Annotated in this window: 18 protein-coding genes and 1 other RNA gene; 7 read left to right on the top strand and 12 right to left on the bottom strand. The window is 38.1% G+C overall.

Annotated features, from left to right (window positions below; translation table 11 throughout):
* Positions 1 to 111 precede the first annotated feature (111 nt).
* On the top strand, positions 112 to 2,271 hold the full coding sequence (gene ligA / locus ACFIK4_RS07195) for an NAD-dependent DNA ligase LigA (protein WP_375638330.1): 2,160 nt from the start codon (positions 112 to 114) through the stop codon (positions 2,269 to 2,271).
* A gap of 712 nt (positions 2,272 to 2,983) precedes the next feature.
* On the opposite strand, the gene ACFIK4_RS07190 is transcribed toward ligA, so the two are convergent.
* The 4 genes from ACFIK4_RS07190 to ACFIK4_RS07175 all read right to left on the bottom strand — a co-directional run bounded on the left by ACFIK4_RS07190 (position 2,984) and on the right by ACFIK4_RS07175 (position 7,625).
* Positions 2,984 to 3,325, bottom strand: coding sequence for a hypothetical protein (locus ACFIK4_RS07190; RefSeq protein ID WP_375675614.1), 342 nt, complete (start codon positions 3,323 to 3,325; stop codon positions 2,984 to 2,986).
* A gap of 972 nt (positions 3,326 to 4,297) precedes the next feature.
* Positions 4,298 to 6,124: an aminopeptidase P family protein gene (locus ACFIK4_RS07185; RefSeq protein ID WP_375675612.1), complete on the bottom strand. Its 1,827-nt coding sequence runs from the start codon at positions 6,122 to 6,124 to the stop codon at positions 4,298 to 4,300.
* A gap of 22 nt (positions 6,125 to 6,146) precedes the next feature.
* Positions 6,147 to 7,016, bottom strand: a complete 870-nt coding sequence (locus ACFIK4_RS07180; RefSeq protein WP_375668341.1) for a 50S ribosomal protein L11 methyltransferase — start codon at positions 7,014 to 7,016, stop codon at positions 6,147 to 6,149.
* 27 nt (positions 7,017 to 7,043) lie between these two features.
* Positions 7,044 to 7,625 (bottom strand): SCO family protein, encoded by a 582-nt coding sequence (locus ACFIK4_RS07175; RefSeq protein WP_375628847.1) that lies wholly within the window; start codon positions 7,623 to 7,625, stop codon positions 7,044 to 7,046.
* A 136-nt stretch (positions 7,626 to 7,761) separates the two neighbouring features.
* On the opposite strand from ACFIK4_RS07175, the gene ACFIK4_RS07170 reads away from it, so the two are divergent.
* The gene (locus tag ACFIK4_RS07170; RefSeq protein WP_375668342.1) at positions 7,762 to 8,391 is read left to right on the top strand and encodes a DapH/DapD/GlmU-related protein; all 630 of its coding nucleotides are present in this window, start codon (positions 7,762 to 7,764) and stop codon (positions 8,389 to 8,391) included.
* Positions 8,392 to 8,447: 56 nt separating this feature from the next.
* On the opposite strand, the gene ACFIK4_RS07165 is transcribed toward ACFIK4_RS07170, so the two are convergent.
* From ACFIK4_RS07165 to ssrA, 5 genes are all read right to left on the bottom strand, one after another.
* Positions 8,448 to 10,787, bottom strand: a complete 2,340-nt coding sequence (locus ACFIK4_RS07165) for an ATP-dependent helicase (protein ID WP_375675609.1) — start codon at positions 10,785 to 10,787, stop codon at positions 8,448 to 8,450.
* 120 nt (positions 10,788 to 10,907) lie between these two features.
* Complete coding sequence (locus ACFIK4_RS07160) at positions 10,908 to 11,159, bottom strand: ribbon-helix-helix domain-containing protein (protein WP_375612010.1); 252 nt, start codon at positions 11,157 to 11,159, stop codon at positions 10,908 to 10,910.
* 10 nt (positions 11,160 to 11,169) lie between these two features.
* Positions 11,170 to 11,352 (bottom strand): DUF4169 family protein, encoded by a 183-nt coding sequence (locus ACFIK4_RS07155; protein ID WP_375612011.1) that lies wholly within the window; start codon positions 11,350 to 11,352, stop codon positions 11,170 to 11,172.
* A gap of 8 nt (positions 11,353 to 11,360) precedes the next feature.
* Positions 11,361 to 11,912: an SspB family protein gene (locus ACFIK4_RS07150; RefSeq protein WP_375612012.1), complete on the bottom strand. Its 552-nt coding sequence runs from the start codon at positions 11,910 to 11,912 to the stop codon at positions 11,361 to 11,363.
* A gap of 179 nt (positions 11,913 to 12,091) precedes the next feature.
* Positions 12,092 to 12,448: a transfer-messenger RNA gene (gene ssrA, locus ACFIK4_RS07145) on the bottom strand.
* A 97-nt stretch (positions 12,449 to 12,545) separates the two neighbouring features.
* Here ssrA and ACFIK4_RS07140 point away from each other — a divergent pair.
* Entirely contained in the window at positions 12,546 to 12,851 is a 306-nt protein-coding gene (locus ACFIK4_RS07140; RefSeq protein WP_375668344.1) for a DUF2853 family protein, read from the top strand.
* A gap of 68 nt (positions 12,852 to 12,919) precedes the next feature.
* Here the strand turns inward: ACFIK4_RS07140 and ACFIK4_RS07135 are convergent, their stop codons facing one another.
* The 3 genes from ACFIK4_RS07135 to ACFIK4_RS07125 all read right to left on the bottom strand — a co-directional run bounded on the left by ACFIK4_RS07135 (position 12,920) and on the right by ACFIK4_RS07125 (position 18,456).
* Positions 12,920 to 14,227: an MFS transporter gene (locus tag ACFIK4_RS07135; RefSeq protein WP_375612014.1), complete on the bottom strand. Its 1,308-nt coding sequence runs from the start codon at positions 14,225 to 14,227 to the stop codon at positions 12,920 to 12,922.
* A 654-nt stretch (positions 14,228 to 14,881) separates the two neighbouring features.
* Positions 14,882 to 16,192 carry an MFS family transporter gene (locus ACFIK4_RS07130; RefSeq protein ID WP_375668345.1) on the bottom strand — a complete coding sequence of 437 codons (1,311 nt, stop codon included), beginning with the start codon at positions 16,190 to 16,192 and terminating at the stop codon, positions 14,882 to 14,884.
* A gap of 956 nt (positions 16,193 to 17,148) precedes the next feature.
* Positions 17,149 to 18,456 carry an MFS family transporter gene (locus tag ACFIK4_RS07125; RefSeq protein ID WP_375675605.1) on the bottom strand — a complete coding sequence of 436 codons (1,308 nt, stop codon included), beginning with the start codon at positions 18,454 to 18,456 and terminating at the stop codon, positions 17,149 to 17,151.
* Positions 18,457 to 18,669: 213 nt separating this feature from the next.
* Between ACFIK4_RS07125 and ACFIK4_RS07120 the strand changes: the two genes are divergently transcribed.
* The 4 genes from ACFIK4_RS07120 (at position 18,670) to hflC (ending at position 22,158) form a co-directional block, all read left to right on the top strand.
* Positions 18,670 to 19,464: a thymidylate synthase gene (locus tag ACFIK4_RS07120; RefSeq protein WP_273722957.1), complete on the top strand. Its 795-nt coding sequence runs from the start codon at positions 18,670 to 18,672 to the stop codon at positions 19,462 to 19,464.
* Positions 19,461 to 19,970, top strand: coding sequence for a dihydrofolate reductase (locus ACFIK4_RS07115; RefSeq protein ID WP_375628859.1), 510 nt, complete (start codon positions 19,461 to 19,463; stop codon positions 19,968 to 19,970). Before ACFIK4_RS07120 ends, ACFIK4_RS07115 begins: the two co-directional genes overlap by 4 nt.
* Positions 19,971 to 20,089: 119 nt before the next feature.
* Positions 20,090 to 21,217 (top strand): FtsH protease activity modulator HflK, encoded by a 1,128-nt coding sequence (gene hflK, locus ACFIK4_RS07110; RefSeq protein ID WP_375613382.1) that lies wholly within the window; start codon positions 20,090 to 20,092, stop codon positions 21,215 to 21,217.
* A 2-nt stretch (positions 21,218 to 21,219) separates the two neighbouring features.
* Positions 21,220 to 22,158, top strand: a complete 939-nt coding sequence (gene hflC, locus ACFIK4_RS07105) for a protease modulator HflC (protein ID WP_375638326.1) — start codon at positions 21,220 to 21,222, stop codon at positions 22,156 to 22,158.
* Positions 22,159 to 22,244 lie beyond the last annotated feature (86 nt).

Genomic DNA, 22,244 nt, shown 5'->3' with positions numbered 1-22,244 from the left:
AGGTAATTAGTCAGCGATAAAAATACTAGAAAGCTTATATTTATTGAGATTCACTTGATGAGGAGGCGTGGGAGGCCCTTGTGGCAGCGCTTGTAATTTGGAATAGATTTTATGAACAAAGATGCATATAAAAATCTCACAGCTGTTGAAGCAGAACGTGAATTAGAGTGGTTGGCAAAAGAGATTGCACGTCATGATGTGCTTTATAATCGTGATGATCAGCCTGAAATTTCTGATGCAGAATATGATGCTTTACGTCGTCGTAATGCAGAAATTGAAGCTCTTTTTCCAGAGCTTATACGTATTGATTCTCCTTCACATAAAATTGGAGCACCAATTTCTGAAAAATTTGAAAAATCTGTTCATGCACAGCCTATGCTTTCACTTGATAATGCGTTTAGCTCTGAAGATGTTACTGAATTTGTTGAGCGTATTCGTCGTTTTTTACGGCTTCCAGAAACACAAGTGTTGGAAATAACAGCGGAGCCAAAAATTGATGGTTTATCTTTGTCTTTGCGCTACGAAAAGGGGCAGCTTGTGCGTGCGGCAACGCGTGGGGATGGAACTGTCGGTGAAAATGTGACGGCAAATGCCCGAACAATTGCTGATATTCCACAAGTTTTGCAAGGTGATTTTCCTGATATCATTGAGGTGCGTGGTGAAGTTTATATGGGGCGGGAAGATTTCCAAGCACTAAATATCAGCCAACAAGAGAAGGGCAAGTTAACCTTTGCCAATCCTCGAAATGCGGCGGCTGGTTCTCTCCGTCAGCTTGATTCACGGATAACCGCTAGCAGAAAACTTCAATTTTTTGCTTATGCTTGTGGTGAGGTGAGTGAAATATTGGCAGAAAGTCAAATGGAGATGATGAAAAAGCTAAAAGAGTATGGCTTTGTTATCAATCCATTAACAAAAGTCTTTAAGACAGTAGAAGATATTATTTGCTATTATCACGATATCGAAGAATGCCGTCATTCTTTAAGCTATGATATTGATGGCATTGTTTATAAGGTTAATGATTTGATGCTCCAAAAGCGCTTGGGGTTTGTTTCTCGTTCGCCGCGTTGGGCTATCGCCCATAAATTTCCAGCAGAAAAAGCGATAGCGCTTTTGGAAGATATTGACATTCAAGTTGGTCGCACGGGAGCTTTGACACCTGTTGCACGTCTTACGCCTATTACTGTTGGTGGAGTGGTGGTGACCAATGCTAGTTTGCATAATGAGGATTATATTAAGGGAATTGGTCATAAAGGAGAGCCCATTCGTGAAGGACGTGATATCCGTGTAGGTGATAGCGTGATTGTACAACGTGCTGGTGATGTGATCCCTCAAGTTATTGATGTTATCATTGAAAAACGCCCGAAAGATGCTGCTGTTTTTATTTTTCCTCATTTGTGTCCAGCTTGTGGGAGTCATGCTGTTCGTGAAGTGGGAGAAGCCGTGCGTCGCTGTACAGGGGGGCTTATTTGTCCTGCACAAGCAATTGAACGTATTCGTCATTTTGTTTCACGCAATGCTTTTGATATTGAAGGCTTGGGTAAAAAACAGGTAGAGTTTTTTTTCTATGCTCAAGATGAGGCGCTTTGTATTCATACACCAGCCGATATTTTTACTTTACAACGGCGCCAAGAAAAGTCTTTGATACGTTTGGAAAATATGGAAGGTTTTGGTATTGTTTCAGTTCGGAAACTGTATGATGCTATTAATGCGCGCCGAGAAATTCCTTTGAGCCGTTTTTTGTTTGCATTGGGGATTCGTCATGTTGGCGAAGTGAATGCACGCCGCCTTGCACGTGCTTATAAAAATTATACAGCTTTTGAAACTGCGGCTATGGAAGCATTTATGCCATGTGATAAGGAAAATGAAGAAGGAAATGAGGCTTGGATGGAACTTACCAATATTGAAGGAATTGGACCACAGGTAGGGGGCGCAATTGTTGATTTTTATAGAGAAGCGCATAACCGTGAGATTTTATCTGTTTTGCTTGAAGAAGTAACTCCTCTTGATGAGGAGCCTATCATAGCAGATTCTTCACCAATAGCGGAGAAGATCATTGTTTTTACAGGAACTTTGGCGCATATGTCACGCGATGAAGCAAAAGCATTGGCAGAGCGATTAGGGGCTAAAACATCTGGTTCACTTTCTAAAAAAACAGATCTTCTTGTTGCAGGACCTGGAGCGGGCTCCAAATTGGCTAAAGCTGAAGAATTAGGTGTTGAGGTTATCGATGAAGAGGCTTGGCTACAGCTGATTGAGAAACATAATGTTTAGAGGATGTTTTCTAGAAGATGCGTATGCTGTTTGTGTGGTTATCTCTCTTACATTTGGGGGAGCTGGAATCAAAAAGGAGATAAAGGGGCTATTTTTTGTAAACATAGAATGCCAATATATTTTGATATTTATTAAGTTATTAAAAATGATTAACGCTGAGCTTAAATATTAAACTTAAACTATTATGATGAAGAATATGCAAGGTTATTATTAGTAAAAGATATAAATTATTACTGTGAAGAAAGGTAAAATTTTTGAACAAATATGTAGAGTTTAATCCAAAATGCCGTAATAAACCGATTATAATGACGTAATAGAAATGTAACGCGGAAGATTACAAAATATAATAAAACATTCCGCTATAAATGAATAAGGGATATAAATGCGAGTTGTTTATTATGTTGAATTTATAAAAGATTACTGGTACCTATACTTATCAGGCATTATTAGATGGTACACTTGTCCAATTTCATTACAAAATTTCGGATATTCGCTAATGCGTCTAGCAGCATAATTTTTTTCCTGACTTCCTTCATCTCTCTCAAATTTCTCAGCATAGGAAATTTCGTTTATTAGAGCTAGTATTTGGATTGAGAATATTTCAGAATTAAATACCATTCCTGCGTATCTAAACATTGGATCTGTCGAGTTCATGACTAAATTTTTTGCCCAAATGAAATCGTTTTCTTTCCAATTATATTGAGAATGTAGCTTATGTATGTAGGTAGGTAGGGAGGGATAATGCTGGAAATTTTTTATTGTACTCTCCCTGTAATAAGTCCACAAGGCATGCACACCAAACAACTTTCGCATGGATAAGATTTATATTTTCAGGAATTAGTACTATCATCCCAGGGCTTAGAACATGATATACACCATAACTCTTATTATCCAGATATTTTTTTGCAATTTCTAGGCGCTCTTCGTATATATTATCAGGATATTGTGTCTTTACGTACTCTTCGTATAATTTATCGTACTGATTTTGAGTAATGACTTGATTTTCAGAAAATAAAGCAATAGGAACTCGCTTAAATTTAGTAATTTCCTTCAATACAGAAGGCCCAATATAGTATCCAAATAATAATATTACGGAATAAAATAAAATTATACGCATTAAGATAGTCACTTTATTTCTAAAATACTGGATAAGGAAAGGATATAGATTACTAAGATCTGTGCTTAAGATTTTGTTAACTAACAAGCTATAAGACACACGTTTTATTGTGTATTTTTCAGAGCATTTGTAAAATTCTGTAGAGAGTTTGAATCTTCTTTATTTACGTGACTGTTTTTGTGTTATCTAGTTTTTATATCCTCTGTTATTGTCGTTAATTTTTAGCTGAATAACACATTCAGGTAAAAACACATGCCTCCATATATGTTGTTTTTATACTGTGCAGTTGGAAACTATCTATATTGTGGATAACGTTTTTTCAACAGTAAGTAATAGTCTAGAAAATAATATTGTATTGTTAACTATGCAAATAAATAAAAAATCTTAACGCTGATGTTATCATCATGCTCCTTCTTTTAATTCTAAATACTTAATTTTATTTCATGGCAGATTCTATTTCATTGTAGCAATATGTATTATAATGAATTACAGCTATTGTAAATGATTCAAGAATTAAAATAATATAAATTATCATTGTGAAGCAAACAAAAAGGTAAAATTTATTCGAATAAATATGCAGAATTTTTGAATCCAAACAGCGTAATAAGCTGGTTATAATAGGTGTTTTAGAAATACGATGCGGAGGGTTACAAAATATAACGAAAGTTTCCATATAAAGAAACTAGGGATATGAGAGTGTCTAGATGGAGATCGCCAAGATAAGTATTACCGCGTATAGGTGTATCTCATCTTGCTTCACCGAGGTTAGCGTTTACCGTACCAGCAAAAAACTTGAAGTATCTTGTAGAAATATTTTTTGTGTTTGCTGATGGTAAATTCGCACTTCTCTCTTTAAAAGAGAAGGGTGTAGTGTTTTGTAGAAAGGGTAAAAGTTATAGGTTGCTTCATTTAAAGGGGCATTGTTGCTTCTTTTGCCCATTTTTTATCTTCTTCATTTAAGTAAGGTGCATTCATCTGATAAACGCGCGCATGGTAATCATTGAGCCATTGTCGTTCTTCTTGTGTCAAAAGCTCTGGAAGGATTAACCGTCGATCAATGGGGCAATGTGTAAGTGTTTCGAACGAGAGCATTTCTATATCTCCACCATCAATTTTTTGTGCTGGCTTCACAATCATCAAATTTTCAAGACGGATACCAAAAGCGCTTTCGCGGTAATAGCCTGGCTCGTTTGAAAGAATCATACCGGAGATGAGTTCTTGGCACCCTTTACGAGAAATATTTTGCGGTCCTTCATGGACAGAAAGATAAGATCCAACACCATGACCGGTGCCATGGGCATAATCAAAACCAGCTTTCCACAATGCAATGCGTGCAAGAGCATCAAGGTCTTGTCCACGGGTTCTTTTGGGAAAGCAAGCAGTTGAAAGAGTAATCATGCCCTTGAGAACAAGAGTGAAACAGCGTTTTTCTTCTTCTCCAATATTCCCAATTGCTACTGTACGTGTGACATCAGTCGTGCCATCACGATATTGTCCACCTGAATCAACGAGGTAAAGTTCACCGGCTTTGAGTTGTTTATTTGTTTGCGTTGTTACACGATAATGAATAATGGCACCATTTTCTCCTGTTGCGGAGATTGTATCAAAAGAAAGATCTTCAAGTTTTTCTCCCATTTCTTTTGCTGTATTTATGCGAAATTCTTCTAATTTTTGAGCAGCAGAAATTTCACTTATTGACCCTGGTATTTGTTTATCTAACCAAGAAAAAAAACGGGTTAGGGCAACACCATCGCGTAGATGCGCTTTGCGTGCGCCATTGAGTTCTGTGTCATTTTTAATGGCACGTGGTAGAGCAGCAGGATCGGTAAGTGTGATAAAAAAGCTATTTTTTTCTTCAATAACAGTTCGTAATTTTTCGCATGTTAGCTGTGGATCTAAGGCAAACACTGTCCCTTTTTGAACATACTCTTTGATCTTGGGAATAAGCTGTTCTGGTTCATATAATTTTGCATAACGTTCTAGATATTGTTTCTGTTCTACACCAAGTTTTTTGCTGTCAATGAATAAAGCTGGTGTTTTGTTAAGTGGAATGAGAGCAAAACAAAGGGAAAAAGGCGTGTTGGAAACATCATTGCCCCGTATATTGAATGTCCATGCAATGGAAGAGGGGTCTGTAAAAATAAAAGCATTTGCATGAGTTTGCTGTATATCTTTGTAAATCAAAGCGAGTTTTTCATCTGTATCGCACCCAGCATATTTGAGAGGGTGAATTGATAAGGCAGATTGTGGTAATTTTGGTTGATCATGCCAGAGCAGATCAATGGGATTATGTTGAACTTCTACAAGTTTTCCACCTGCTTTCATTTCTAATGCGTTTTTTAATGCATCGGTGGCAGCAATCGTGTGGAGCCATGGATCAAAGCCAATAGAAAGTTTTTGACCATTTTTTTCAAGCCATTGTGAGGGAGGACAAGTTATGAGATCTTCATAATTAAAAATATCAGGATCAGTTTGTTGGCGAACTTGGAGCTTATATCGCCCATCTGTAAATATGATGGCTTTGTTTTTTAAAATCAGTGCAATCCCAGCTGATCCAGTAAAGCCGGTTAACCAGCTAAGGCGTTGAGCATGAGGAGGGACATACTCTCCTTGGTGTTCATCGCACCGCGGAACAAGAAAACCATCGAGTCCAAGGTGATCGAGTTCTTTACGAAGGCAAGAAATGCGTTCTGCTGCATAAGCAGGATTTGTTGTCGCCTCAAAAGATTGATACATAACGACGTCCTTTTCTTTTATTTTATTTCAGGTGTATCGTAACCCATCCTTGCCGGTGGTATGTTTCGATATGCTTCAGTCCTTGTTTTATATAAGTCTCCAAAACATGGGCATGTTGTTCTTCAAGAATTCCAGAGAGTATAAGTGATCCCCCTTTTTGAAGTGCCGTTACCACTTCTTGCACAAGTTCAATAAGCGGATTAGCAAGGATATTGGCAACAATGAGATCAAAAGGAGCTCGTGATGCAATTGCATCATGGGCAAAACCTGTTGCTGTAATAGCTGTAACATATTCATTGACACCATTGAATTCGATATTGTGTTGTGCAACTTGAATAGCAATTGGGTCAATATCGGATGCAAGCACAGTAATTGGTTTGAGCATTGCTATGCCAATGGCTAGTACACCGCTCCCAGTACCAAGATCAAGGGCATTTTGGGGATTTTCGTGTTTCATGACTTTGGCAATCATTTCTAAACAACCGGCTGTTGTTCCATGATGTCCGGTGCCAAAAGCTTGATTAGCTTCAATTTCAATAGGGAGAACATTTGCTGGAATGGCGTTTCGGTTGTGACTTCCATGAAGGAAAAAAGGACCGGCTTGCACAGGTTTTAGTCCTTCTAGGCTTTTTTGTACCCAATCAATGTTGGGTAAAACTTCCATATTAATTTTATCAAAATCTATAGAGAGAACGCTTGCAAAATGTTTTAATGCGTTCTCTTGATTGTCTTGATCGACATATAGAGAAAGCTCATATACAGCATTTTGTTCATCTATCTCTGTAAGAGCAAGAGGATAACCTTCTTCGTCAAAGGCTGTTTCTATAAGGGTATAGAACCGTTCTGCTTCATTTTTAGAAGCAGTATAATAGAGGCGAATTTGTTGCGACATGCTGTTCTTTCTTTTGATCGGCTTTTTTTAGTTTAAGATGAGTTTTTTTAACCGTTCAATGGCGATTTCATCTTTTAATTCGCTATCGCTTTCTTTCGTGTCATAACGAATAACGCCAGCTAATTTTCCACCTTTTTTGAGTAAAAAAATTGCTGCTGTATGGTTATATGTATAGTTTCCATCTGTTTCAGGGACTTTTTCAGCAACGATGTTGAAAGAATTGACCATTTTATGAACTTTATCAGGATCTCCACTAATGCCAACAATTTTATTGTTAAAATTACTGAGATAATCATGGAGTACTTTTGGTGTGTCACGTTCAGGATCAACAGTCACAAACCATATACCTAATTTATCAGCTTCAGGCCCAAGGGCTGTAAGCCATCGATCAAGATTCATCAGTGTGGTAGGGCAGCTTTCAGGACACATAGTGAAGCCGAAAAAAATTATTGAAGGCTTGCTTCGAACATCAGCCTCAGTAATATTTTTTCCATTAGAATCAGTGAGCGTAAAGTTATCACCTAAAGGCTTATTTGTCAGCGTATCATAAATAAAAACACCTGCAAGAAATATGATTGTCAGCCCCAAGATGCGTATTACATTTTTCATAGTTTGACTCTCTTAGATAGATCGAGAAATTGTAACATCGGCAGGTTTGTTTTGCAATGTTTGTTTCATGGTTGATTTTATTGGCTTGATTGGTATGTCTTTCCATATCTATTGATAAAACATTGGTGAAAGATGTATGAATATTGAGAAAGATCTTCGATTTCATGAAAGTGAACCTCGTATCCATACGACAGCGCGGCTGCATGGTTGTAAATTAGGGCGCTATGTGGAAATTAATGAGCGGGTGATTTTACGGGATGTAACCGTTGGAGATTTTTCTTATTTAGAGCGTAATAGTGAGGCTATTTATAGCGATATTGGGCGTTTTTGTTCTATTGCATCTCATGTACGGATGAATGCGTTGGAGCATCCTATGGAGCGCGTTTCAACGCATAAAATAACCTATCGTCCAAACGAATATTTTCGTTATATGGCATTAGATAGTGGTTTTCGTGAAAGGCGTTGTGCAAAACGTGTTATTATTGGGCATGATGTGTGGATTGGACATGGTGCGGTTATTATGCCTGGGGTGACAATTGGTCATGGCGCTATCATTGGCGCGAACGCTGTTATAACGAAAGATGTTATGCCTTATACGATTGTCGTTGGGGTGCCTGCTAAGCGATTGCGGATGCGTTTTCCCAATCATGTGATAGAATGCCTTTTAGATATGGCTTGGTGGGATTGGCCACTTAATAAAATTCACGACGCATTGCCTGATATGCAAAATTTGCCCATTGAAGCCTTTGTTCGCAAATGGAAATGATAGTCAGAATAAAACAAAGTGGTTTCTTGAAAAAACTGATCGTGGTTTACTTGTAATTAAGCTTTGTTTACAAAATTGTCTAGTACACGCTTTTCTCCGGCTTTTTCGAACATTATTGTCAATTTATGATCGTCTATTGCTGTAATATGACCATAACCAAATTTTATGTGAAAAATCCGATCATTGACAGAAAAATCTGATGGTGTATGAGAGATTGATTGCGTGATAATTTTTCCTTCAATATTCTTGTTTTTTTGTGCACGCTTTTGTCTTGGTGTTGCATAGTCATTATAAAAAGAATCGTGATATTGAAAGGAAGATTTTCCATAACCACCATAGGATGTTTCCATTTCTACAACTTCTATATGTTCTGCTGGTAATTCATCTAGAAAACGGGAGGGAAGAGCAGGTTGCCAAAGTCCATGAATTCTTCGATTCGATACAAACCATATATGCAAATGTTTTTTTGCTCTTGTTAGACCTACGTAAGCAAGACGCCGTTCTTCTTCTAATCCTGAACGTCCACCTTCATCTAATGAGCGCTGGTGGGGAAAGAGTCCTTCTTCCCAACCTGGAAGAAAAATTGTTTCAAATTCAAGCCCTTTGGCTGAATGAAGTGTCATGATGTTGACTGCATCCATATTTTCATTATTTTCCGTTTCCATAACGAGTGCAACATGTTCCAAAAAACTTTGAAGATTTTCAAATTGTTCCATGGAACGAATCATTTCTTTAAGATTTTCTAGTCTTGTAGGAGCCTCTGGTGAACGATCTTCTAACCACATGGTTGTATAACCAGAATCATCAAGGACGATCTCGGCAAGTTCTCTATGAGGAGTGTCTTGAAGCATATTTTGCCAGCGGCGGAAGTTTTCAATGAGGCTTCGTAACGCACTGCGTGCCTTAGGCTTTAATTCATCTGTTTCAATGATGTCAGCGGCAGCAGAAAAGAGAGGAACAGCACGTGCACGTGCACTCTCATAAAGAATGCGCAGGGTTGCATCTCCTATGCCGCGTTTCGGTGTATTAATAACACGCTCAAAAGCTAAATCATCAGTGGGTTGGACAACAACGCGTAAATAAGCCATGGCATCACGTATTTCCATCCGCTCATAAAAACGAGGACCACCAATAACGCGATAATTAAGGCCAAGCGTTACAAAGCGATCTTCAAATTCACGCATTTGAAATGATGCGCGTACCAATATAGCCATATGATTTAATGCATGACCGGTTTGTTGTGCGCGTTCGATTTCTTCTCCAATTGCTCGTGCTTCTTCTGCCGAATCCCATGCTGAATGAATTTTTACCTTTTCTTCCTCGCTCTTTATTTGAGCAGAAAAAAGGACTTTTCCCAGTCTTTCTTCATTATGCGCAATGAGATGGGAGGCGGTTTTGAGAATATGAGATGTTGAGCGATAATTGCGTTCTAGACGAATAATTTTAGCAGAAGGAAAATCTTTTTCAAAACGTAATATGTTTTCGACTTTTGCACCACGCCATCCATAAATGGATTGATCATCATCGCCAACACAACAAAGATTAACATGTTGACCTTGAGGATGTTGGGCCAAAAGGCGAAGCCAAAGATATTGTGCTGTATTTGTATCCTGATATTCATCGACGAGAATATAACGAAATTGAGAATGATATTCGCGAAGGATATCTGGATTATGTTGGAAGATAGAGATAGAATGAAGTAGAAGGTCACCAAAATCACAAGCATTAAGATCTTTTAATCGATTTTGATAACTGTGATAAAGTTCACGTCCCATGCCATTACCAAAGGAATGAGCATCACTTTTTGAGATATGTGTTGGTGAGAGTCCTTGATTTTTCCAAGAATCAATCATCATGGCAAGGTTTCGTGCGGGCCAACGCTTATCGTCTAATCCTTCAGCTTGAATAAGTTGTTTTAAAAGTCGAAGAACATCATCGCTATCGAGAATTGTAAAGTTTCTTTTTAAATCAACAAGCTCTGCGTGACGGCGTAAAATTTTAGCTCCAGTGGAATGAAAGGTTCCAAGCCAAGGCATACCTTCAACAACTTCTCCAATAAGTTCACCAATACGTATTTTCATTTCACGTGCTGCTTTGTTGGTGAAAGTGACAGCAAGTATTTGCTGAGGAGAGGCAAGTCCAGAGCGTAAAATGTGAGAAATACGGGTTGTTAAAACGCGTGTTTTTCCTGTACCAGCACCTGCAAGAACTAAAAGAGGTCCCTCAGTATTCATAACAGCTTGTTGCTGTTCTGGATTGAGTTGTTCTAAATAGTCTGTGTTATATGATTTTTGTTCTTTTAGAGTATGGGAGAAAAAACCAGAGCTCTTCTTATCATGGTCTGGAGGGGAATCTTCTTCAAAGAAAGGTATGGTATGATCAGAAAAATTACTCATTATCTCTCTTTTGTAGTCTTTTTTTTATTGAAGTTCTAGATTAAAAAAACTTCTCTTAAAAAGTCACAACAGTTTCAGTTGAACAGACAGAAAGAGAACGTAAAAAAATAAGCACAAACATTAAAGGCTTTGGGTGAGAACGCTTTGAAGGGCATAAACGCGTAACGAAGCCGAAAGATTTACTTGTTGTGGTCTTTTGCTATCAATATCGGTAATAATAAAGGCTAAAGATTGTCCTTTTTTGCGGGCTATATCTTTTAGAATATCTAAAAATGGTGGTTCTAAAGAGACGCTTGTTGCGTGTCCATCAACGCGAACAGATATCTTTCGTGGAATGACTTTTGACCAATCGATAGAATTATTTTCGTGCATTTTTCCACCTTTATTCGTCGTTTCGCAAACGATTTTGATCAAGAAATTTTTGCATTTTTAAAGATTTTTGCTGCTCAAAATTTTTTTCAGTTTTTGTTCGTCCAAAACGATAACGATTTTGCTCAGCACAAAGAGATTTTTCTGTACGTTTTTTTTGTTTTCGAAATTGGCGAAGATTAATCAATTCAGTCATGAGAAAAATTATTTTTTCCGAAAGGAATCTAAAGAGACAACATCAGCACTTTGATTTTGTTTTGCATCGTTATTTGAAGGTTCTTTATTTGTACTGAGATTTTGTTCTTTTGTAAGCGTATTTTCTTTTTTTTGTTTGTTTGATAAGGTAATAGGCGTAGTTGAGGTATTTTCTGAATTTTCACTTTCTCCAGAGGTCAGATTTGAGGGCAGATCAAATGCTGCTTCAAATGCTGCTACAGGATCATAAAAGACCTGAATGGAAGTAAAAGGAATCACGAGCTTTTCGGTTATTTCCCTGAAAGAGAGGGTTACTTCGAAAGCTGTTTCTGAAACACTGAGATCTCTAAATTGATGTTGTAAGACGATTGTCATTTGCTCGGGATAGCGATTTTTTAGCCGAGGAGAAATTTTAACGCCTGGGGCATTTGTCAAAAAAGTTATAAAAAAATGATGATTTCCCGGAAGACCTGCTTTGGCAACTTCCGATAAAACTTTACGGATAACTCCACGAAGCGCATCCTGAACGAGAATATCGTAACGGATTTGATCTTTAACCATCGAAGTTTATTCCTTTTATTTCACGTAGCAGAATGGGGCGTATTGATATTGTGTGACAGAATATATTTTAAATTAGCAGATTTTTTCTACGATGCACCTCAATAAATCGAATAAATACGAAACTCTATGGTAAATAATGTCTGATAATGTCTGAAAGATCAATCAACAACATTTAAAAAAGTGAAGGCTTCTGTTGCCAGGTGCCTCCGAACCCCGCTTAAACCTGCGACGGTTTAAGACTTAAATTGAAACATTCACACCACCTTAAGCGGCGAGACGTGCTTCCGCATAGTTGTCATTTGCAACTACTCATTTAGCCCGATAACGGTGGTACAATGCCGAGTAAAAGAGCGATCTTTACACCCTTGTCGATCCTATTTCGCCCCCACCAAAATATAATTTTGATTTTTTATATTTTGGTGGAGGCGCCGGGTACCGCCCCCGGGTCCAATAGGTTTATTTCACCGTCCATTTATTACCATAGCTGGTAAACCAGCCCTCTAAATATAGATGAAGAACAGTCTTAGGAAAAGGGGGGGTTGTTAATATTTTTAATCCTCTAATTATTTATGGAGCTATATGAGGCGGCTATAAAGTATAGACCGCTCATTTTTGGAGAGGAGATGATGCAAAATGACAAATAATTTAGCAGATATTAAACTATATGATTCAAATCCCGATGAAGCAGCAGTAGAACGACTTAGCCATCGTTTAGCTTTGGTGATGAAAAAGCAGGATGCAGCGCTTGTTGCTACATCGGATCCAAAAGAGTTAGAACGTGTTGAAAAATGGGTTCAAGATGTTTTAGAAGCTGATGAGAAGAGTGCTAAAACGGCTGTTTCAAAAGTGGCTGAGATGATGTCTGGAGAGCGTAGAAAAAGTCGACTGACTTTTTATTATCTAGTTGCTAAGCAACTTAATGCACTTCATAAAATTTAAACAATATTAAATTTGTGATAATGATAAAAAAAGCCCAATTTCTTGGGCTTTTTCGTTGATAAAAAGGGTTAATGTTTTTCATCCTCTTGGAGGTAGCCTCCTTTACGCATACTCGGGACAAAGAGAAGAGCAATGAATGCCATGATCATCACGACGGTTATATAAAAATAAAAGAGTGATTCATGACCGTACTTTTTTAATCCAAGCGCAACGTATTCAGCAGAACCACCAAATAAGGCGTTGCCAATGGCATGAGAGATGCTAACGCCTAATGCGCGTATTGAAGAGGGAAACATTGCTGATTTGACGACACCAGAGATGGATGTATACATGCTCATAATGAAGAGCAAGCCAATAATGACGGAAAAGGCAACCCATATACTATGCGTATTACCGATTATCCAGAGTCCAGGAAATGTAAAGATGACAGAGAGTATACTCCAAATGATAAGTAAAGTTTTTGTTCCAATTTTATCGGCTATGATACCAGCTATGGGTTGGAATAGGATGAAAATAAATAGTACAGCTGTCATAATCGTTGTTGCGGTATGTTTATCAAAGCCGGTGGTTGTGATCAGATATTTTTGCATATAAGTCGTAAAGGTGTAAAATGTGAGTGATCCTCCTGATGCAAAGCATGCAATTACGACAACGGCTTTTGTATGCTTGGTGAGAAGTTCCTTAAGACTGCCAGAGTGTTTGTGAGAGCGGCTTTCTTTCGTGGTTGTTTCGTGGAGAGAACGACGCAGATAAATCGCAATCACTGCCCCGAAACCACCAATCACAAAAGGAATGCGCCATCCCCATGCTTTTAACTGATCTTCAGAGAGATAAGATGCTAGAATAAATATAATGAAGCTGGCAAGAAGTTGACCTGTAATAAGGGTGGCTGATTGGAAAGAAGCAAAAAGCCCACGATGTTTTTTGAGGGCAACTTCGCTCATATAAGTGGCTGCTGTACCATATTCACCACCTGCTGAAAGTCCTTGCATCATCCGAGCTAAAAGTAAAAGGATTGCTGATGTTACTCCTAAGGTTTCATAGGTGGGAAGTATGGCGATGAAAAAAGAGCCACCACACATCATAAAAATGGATATAAGCATCGAGCGTTTACGTCCATAACGATCGGCGACAAACCCTAAAAACCAAGCTCCAATAGGGCGCATAAGAAAGCCAATAAAAAACACACCTGCGGTTTTTAACAGTGGCGTAATCGTATCACCATCGGAGGGAAAGAATTGTGATGCAAAATAAATTGATGCAAATGAGTACACGTAAAAATCATACCATTCTACGAGATTTCCTGATGCGCTTGCTATAATAGCAAAAACACGTTTTCTTGCATCCTGTGATGCTGAAGTTGTTTCATTTTTCATGAATTGTTCCCCTTTTGGATTTATAGTTCATATTTTCTAAACATAATTGTTTATGATTTCCAGAAAAATTCAATGGTATTATAACAATTTCTTAGGGAAACTCTTTAAGATGATTTATTAGAGTTATGTTGTCATTCGTTTTAAGATTTTTACTTGTGTTGTAGAATAAAAAGTTATCACATTGCATTTAAAGGGAGAGAACATTGAAAAGTAGATCAAGATACCTTTAAACTTGATGAGAAGAATGCAATATTGGCATCATACCGGAAGATTATAGAAGAGATGGTCTTTATGAGCAGAAAGCCCAAAAACTGAAGACATTTCATAAAGCTTAAGTTAATGTAAAAGGGGATTTTGTGTCCTTAATTATCTTATTGTATCATAACACATCATCATTTAGGAGGGTGAGGTAAGTCTCAGATAAGGTTTTCCGTATGAGGTGTTTTTTAGATATCGTGATAAATATTTAGGGTAGGGCTGCCCATAGAATCTTATCAAGTAAATTACATAAAGAGGGCAGTAACTATAGACAATTTAAAAGAAACTGAGTTGTTTGTAAGATGAATGCGGGGCGGGCTTTTCGTTCTTTACTAGGGTGGAGAGGAGATCAAAAAAAGCCCAATTTCGTGGGCTTTTTTTATCCAGAAAATAAGTTTAATGAAGTTTATCGTCTTTATCGAGATATCCTCCTTTATCTATATCGGGCATAAGAAGAATAGAGATGAGTGCAATGACCATCATACCAACGATGTAAAAAAAGAAAACAGATTCGTATCCCATATTTTTTAATCCAAGCGCTACATATTCAGCAGAACCGCCAAAGAGTGCGTTGCCAATGGCAAAAGCAAATCCAACACCAATTGCTCGGATTGAAGCAGGGAACAATTCTGCTTTTATGATACCAGCAATGGACGTATAAAAACTCATAACACAGAGTATTCCAATAATAATTAAGAGTGCTGTCCATGGATTATGGGCATTACCGATCATTTTAAGTACAGGAATGGTGCAGATAATGGATAATGCCCCCCAACTAATGAGTGAAGCTCTTGCTCCAATTTTATCGGCTAGGGAACCAAAAAGGGGTTGGAGTAGCACAAAAACAAAGAGGGCGGCAGTCATTATCGTTGTTGCGGTTTGTTTATCAAAACCAGTGGTTGTGATCAGATATTTTTGCATATAAGTGGTGTATGTATAAAATGTGAGAGATCCACCAGCTGTAAAGCCAACAACCAAAAAGAAAGCTTTTTTATGATTACGAAAAAGTTCTTTAAGACTACCAGCGTGTTGTTCAGAGCGGCTTTTGAGGGTTGTTGTTTCATGAAGCAAGCTACGCAGATAAATTGCAACGATTGCTCCAAAGCCACCAATGACAAAGGGAATACGCCATCCCCATGCTTTTAACTGATCCTCGTTAAGGTAAATGGCTAAAATAAATATTATAAAACTTGCCAGAAGTTGACCTGAGATCGTTGTTGCATATTGAAAAGAAGCAAAGAGACCACGACGATTTTTGGGCGCAACTTCACTCATATACGTTGCTGCTGTACCATATTCACCGCCAACGGAAAGCCCTTGAAACATACGGACTAAAAGGAGAAGAAATGCTGCTGTTATTCCCAAGGTTTTATAAGTGGGAAGTATGGCAATGAGAAAAGAGCCACCACACATCATAAAAACAGAAATAAGCATTGAGCGTTTACGTCCATAACGATCCGCAATGTATCCAAAGAGCCATGCTCCAATTGGACGCATAAGAAAGCCAATAAAAAAGATTCCTGCCGTTTTTAACAGTTGTGTAACAATATCTTCATCTTCAGGAAAAAATTGTGATGCAAAATAAACCGATGCAAAGGAGTAAGCATAAAAGTCGTACCATTCTACCAGATTTCCTGATGCGCTGGATATGATAGCAAAAATACGTTTCCTTGTATCATGTGGATCTAAAGTTGTTTGATTATTCATGAAGTATTCCCCTTTTAGATTTATAACTTTTCTTCTTTTTAAAGCTATTTACGATGTGCATTATAAAAACGCCATTGTATCATGATAATTTTTTAGGGAAACATAAAGATTTTTTCTAGAGCTATCAGTGGTGTTTTGGGCTCATGGTGTTGTTACATTGCGTAAATCATACGCTTTTTACTATCCTTAAGGAAATATTATTTTTTGTTTGATTGTGAATTATTTGCATATGCAGAGTGTTTATGAAGATATGATACTCTTTAGTTTATATGCTGGATGTTGTTTCGTAAAATGATGTTATTGACTATTTCATGCGAGGTTGGTGTATCAGTTAAAATAATTTTTAGGAATGATCTTAAGTGTTAAGGGGGAGTACAATATTAAGAGTTCCTCAATAGTATAATGATAGCGGCTTGCACTTTTATTAAGTGTAAAGAGAGTGATGCCCATGTTTATACTTTACGGGGCTTTTACGTTATGTCATTCACGGGTGCCGTTGTGAAATGGAGTTGGGTGCATTGAGAAATGTTTCTCAAAAAAGTGTGCGAATTCATAATATAATGGTATTTTCTATTTTTCATGAAAGGATTTGTTTTGCATGAGGGGGTACTATTAAGAACGTATTAAACAAAATCATGAGTGTAATCTTTATTATTGATAAAATTATCTTGAAAGATAATCACTTTTCTTCGATTTTGAGTGGGCATGGGAATATTAAAATAAATCAAACGTTTTTTATCTTCAGTGAATTAAATTCAGCTAAAGAAGTATTTATTACATAATAATATGAAGCCATTTATTTTTATAAGCGGCGTGTGCAGGAGGGAACATTGCTTCTTTAGAGTGTTTGAAGGGATAAAAAATTGTGAGCTTTAAACTTCTATCGGAAAGAATATAAAAAAAAGCCCAGTACTCTGGGCTTTTTTGTTAAAATCCTTGTTTGTTAACATTAAAGGTTAATGAATATCGTCTCCTTGTAAATACCCTTTTTTGCGAGCATCTGGCATTAAGAGAACAGCAATGAATGCAATAATCATCATGCCGGTTATATAAAAATAGAAGACAGATTCATATCCAAGATCTTTTAATCCAAGTGCGACATATTCAGCAGAACCGCCAAACAGTGCGTTGGCAATAGCATAAGAGAGCCCAACTCCTATTGCTCGTACTGAAGCAGGAAACATTTCTGATTTTACAATGCCAGAGATAGATGTATAAAAGCTCATAATGCAGAGCATTCCAGTAATGACTGATAAAGCAATCCATGTACTATCAGTACTACCAATCATATTAAGTCCAGGAATGGTAAAGATAATAGATAAGACACTCCAAATAAGGAGTGAAGTTCTTGTTCCAATTTTATCTGCAAGAGCACCAAAGAGGGGTTGGAGTAACATGAAAACAAAGAGAGCAGCTGTCATGATTGTTGTGGCTGTATGTTTATCAAAGCCAGTGGTTGTGATCAGATATTTCTGCATGTAAGTCGTATAGGTGTAGAATGTGAGCGATCCTCCAGCTGTAAAGCCAATAACCAGAAAGAAAGCTTTTCGGTGGTTGCTCAGAAGTCCCCTAATACTACCAGCTTGTGCACTAGAACGACTTTCTTTGGTCGTTGTCTCATGGAGTGTGCGGCGTAGATAAATCGCAACAATTGCACCGCATCCACCAATGGCAAATGGAATACGCCAGCCCCACGCTTTTAGCTGATCTTCGGTGAGATAAAGCGCTAAAATGAATATAACGAGACTGGCTAGAAGTTGACCACCAATCAGTGTGGTATATTGGAAAGAGCTAAAAAATCCGCGGCGATTTTTGAGGGCGATTTCGCTCATATAAGTTGCTGTTGTACCATATTCACCACCGACAGAAAGCCCCTGAAGCATTCTGAGTAAAAGTAAAAGAATTCCTGCTGCTATTCCAATGGTTTCATAGGTAGGAAGTAGGGCGATTAAGAACGAACCACCACACATCATAAAAACAGAGATAAGCATTGAGCGTTTGCGTCCGTAACGATCGGCAATGAAGCCAAAAAGCCATCCGCCGATTGGGCGCATAAGAAAACCAATAGCAAAAACACCCGCCGCTTTTAAAAGTTGCGTAACGTCATTGCCATCTGAGGGAAAGAATTGTGATGCAAAATAAATAGATGTAAAGGAATAAACATAAAAGTCATACCATTCTACTAGATTACCTGATGCACTGGACACGATAGCCCAGATACGTTTTCTTGTATCATGTGGTTTTAAAGCTTCTTGTTTTTCCATAGTCGATCCCTTTATTTGATGTTCATCCATCTTTGTTCATTTATGTCATTTTTTTAGAAGCTGTCTATAGTATTTTATCTTTTGCATCAAAAATTTAGTTAGATCATGATAATTTCTTGTGTAAGATGTTTTTGGAAAAAGATTTGAATTATGTTTGTACGGATTTTACAGTTTTTATTTTCTATAATAAGAAGAATCGGACATAATACCCTCATGAAATCATATCTTGCTCTTTTATCTCATGTTTTAAATCAGGGTATTGATCGGACAGATCGAACGGGTGTTGGAACGCGATCTATCTTTGGGTATCAGATGCGTTTTGATTTACAAGCAGGATTTCCGTTGTTGACAACAAAGAAACTACACTTACGTTCAATTATTTATGAACTTTTGTGGTTTCTTAAAGGCGATACAAATATCGCTTGGTTGAAAGAGCATGGTGTGTCAATTTGGGACGAGTGGGCTGATGAAAAGGGAAATCTTGGTCCTGTTTATGGTTATCAGTGGCGTTCTTGGCCCGCTCCTGATGGACGCCATATTGATCAAATTAACAATCTTTTAACGATGATTAAGGAGACGCCAGATTCTCGTCGCTTGATTGTATCAGCTTGGAATCCTGCATTAATAGAGGAAATGGCGTTGCCTCCGTGTCATTGTCTTTTTCAATTTTACATTGCGGAGGGGAAATTATCTTGTCAACTTTATCAGCGTTCGGCGGATATTTTCTTAGGTGTTCCATTCAATATTGCATCCTACGCATTGCTAACGATGATGATTGCGCAAGTAAGCGGTCTTAAAGTAGGCGATTTTATTCATACTCTGGGAGATGCTCATCTTTATTCTAATCATTTTGAACAGGCAAAATATCAATTGTCTCGTATACCAAATGCTTTGCCATGTATGCGCATAAACCCAGCGGTAACAGATCTTTTTTCTTTTCAATTTGAGGATTTTGAGTTGCTTAATTATGAAGCACAACCCCATATTAAAGCGCCGGTAGCAATATGACGATTTCCATTTGTTTAATTGCTGCTGTTGCAGAAAATGGTGTTATCGGTCGTGAAGGTGCCATGCCGTGGCATTTATCGACGGATTTGCAACGCTTTAAAGCTTTGACGTTGCGTAAGCCCATTATTATGGGAAGAAAAACTTGGGATTCTATTGGGAGACCTTTACCAGGGCGTACAAATATCGTCATTACGCGTGATTGTACCTTTTGTGCTGAAGGGGCTGATGTTGCTCACTCTTTATCGCAAGCTTGTTCTCTTGCAACAAATGTTGCTTCTCAAAATGATGTAGAGGAAATTTTTATTATTGGTGGGGGTGAAATTTTTCAACAAGGGTTGCATATGGCTGATAAAATATTCCTTACAGAAGTTTTAGCTTCTATAGAAGGTGATAGTTTTTTTCCTGTTTTTGATAAAGAAAAGTGGACTATTGTGCAAACACAAGATATTCCAAAAGGGGATAAAGATAGTCATCCGACACGTTTTGTTGTTTATGAGCGGAAATAATTTTTTGTAATATGAAGTGAAAGGGTTTATCAGTTGTATTGTAATGAGGTAAGAGACACCCTATAAGATCAAGCAAATGGTTGGTGTTCGAGTAGTGGTAATCAGTTAAAGAGGTGATAATGCCCTGGACAAATCAAAATGGTGGTGGCCCGTGGAGTGGCGATAAAAACAGTGGTGACAAAAAGACACCAGCTAAGAATCTCTTTGGTTCTGGTGGCGAAAATGGTCCTAATCTTAATGAAATTTTGCGCAAAGGGCAGGATCAGTTTAAACAATTCGGGAGAAGCAGTTTTTCTGTTTTATTCCTTCTGCTTATTGTGTTTTTTTGGCTATACCAGTCAATTTATATTGTTCAGCAAAATGAACAAGCGGTAGAGTTGCGCTTTGGCATCCCTAAAGAAGGCATTATTGGTGATGGGTTGCATTTTCATTTTTGGCCAATTGAGACCTATATGAAAGTACCTTTAACGGAAAAAACAATCGCGATTGGTGGGAAGCCCGGTCAGGCGCAACAAAGTGATGGTTTAATGCTTTCGAGTGATCAAAATATCGTTAATGTTAATTTTTCCGTTTATTATCGGATTTCATACCCTAGTCAGTTTTTATTCAATGTGAATGATCAAGAGGGAACTGTCCGCCAAGTTGCTGAGAGTGCAATGCGTGAGGTCATTGGTTCGCGGCCGGTTGATGATGTTTTACGTGACAAGAAAGAAGAAGTTGCTAATGACGTTAGAAAGATTATCCAGTTGACTGTGGATAAATATCAACTTGGTGTCGAAATAAGCCGTGTTTCTATCAGTGAAGCTGCTCCTCCGACAAAGGTTGCTGCTGCGTTTAATTCTGTTCAGCAGGCGGAGCAGGAACGTGGAAGAATGATTGAAGAGGGGAATCGTGTGCGTTTTACGAAAATTGGTTTAGCAAATGGTGAAGCTTCACGCACACGGGAAATCGCAAAAGGTGAAAAGGCACAAATGGTTGAAGAGGCAACAGGGCGTGCTGAACGTTTTCAGGCGATAGCTCGAGAGGCTGCGATTTCACCAGAAGCTGCTCGCTACCGTCTCTATATGGAGACGATGGGGCGGATTCTTTCTTCACCAAATAAGCTGGTTCTTGATCAGGCAAATTCTCCAGCGGTGCCTTATTTACCTTTGAATGAATTGTTGCGTAGCAAGTCATCGGAAAAAGTAAAGGCAACAGCAGCGCGTCCTGCGTTACTCTTAGATTCTCGTATTTCTGGAGGAGATTAATTATGCAGCAATCTCGCTTTTTGTTTGTTTTTAGTGCTATAGTGTTTGTTTTGATGATTTTGTGGATGTCCGTATTTATCGTCTATCCTCGTCAACAAGTAGCAATTAAGCGTTTTGGACAAATTGTTCAGGTAGAATCTAATCCTGGAATCTATTTCAAGGTGCCCTTTATCGATAAGATGATCATTGTTGATAATCGGTTATTGCGTTACGATGTTCCTACACAATCTGTACAGGTTCGTGGTGGTGCGTATTATGAGGTGGATGCGTTCTTTATTTACCGTATTACAGATCCTAAGTTGTTTTTACAGCGCATTGCTTCTGGGCGTCCACAAATTGCGGCACGTGAAAACCTTGCACCACGGTTTATTGACGCTTTGCGTGCTGTTTATGGTAAGCGAGAATTTAAAGCAGCCTTATCGGATGAACGAGGCGCGATGATGGCTGAAGTACAGAAGCAATTTTCTGTAGATGCAGGCTCGTTGGGTATTACCATTGTTGATGTGCGTATTCGTAAAACCGATTTGACTGATGCTGTTTCAGAAGATGTCTATCGGCAAATGGCAGCTGAACGTGAAGCTGCTGCGGAAAATATCCGGGCTCGTGGTCAGCAGGAGCGAGATCGTATTGTGGCAGAAGCTAATCGTGAATATGAAGAAATTGTAGCAGCTGCAAAGCGTGATGCTGAAATTACCCGTGGTGAAGGTCAAGCTGAAAGTATTCGTCTTCTATTGAATGCGAGGGAGGCTAATCCGTCTTTTTACGATTTTTGGTTGGCGATGGAACAATACAAGAATTTAGAGAAAACACCGATGGTGATTTCTCCAAATGAGGATTTCTTTTTCTATTTTCGTAATCCGCCGCAGGCAAATAAAGCATTCTTACCGACAATGAATACTGGCCTCAGTAAAACTGATCCAAAATCGGGAGAGAATAGATAAAATAATGGATTGCAGATACGAGATTTTGCATGAAAAGAATGATCTGTGACCATTTTCTTTTATGGTAAAAGTGGTAGAGAGTATCG

It is taken from the genome of Bartonella sp. AP9QHHD (assembly GCF_042195625.1).
In the GTDB taxonomy this organism is placed as follows: Bacteria; Pseudomonadota; Alphaproteobacteria; order Rhizobiales; family Rhizobiaceae; genus Bartonella.
The sequence above is the reverse complement of the archived record's forward strand: the minus strand, read 5'-3'. Positions and strand labels throughout refer to the sequence as shown.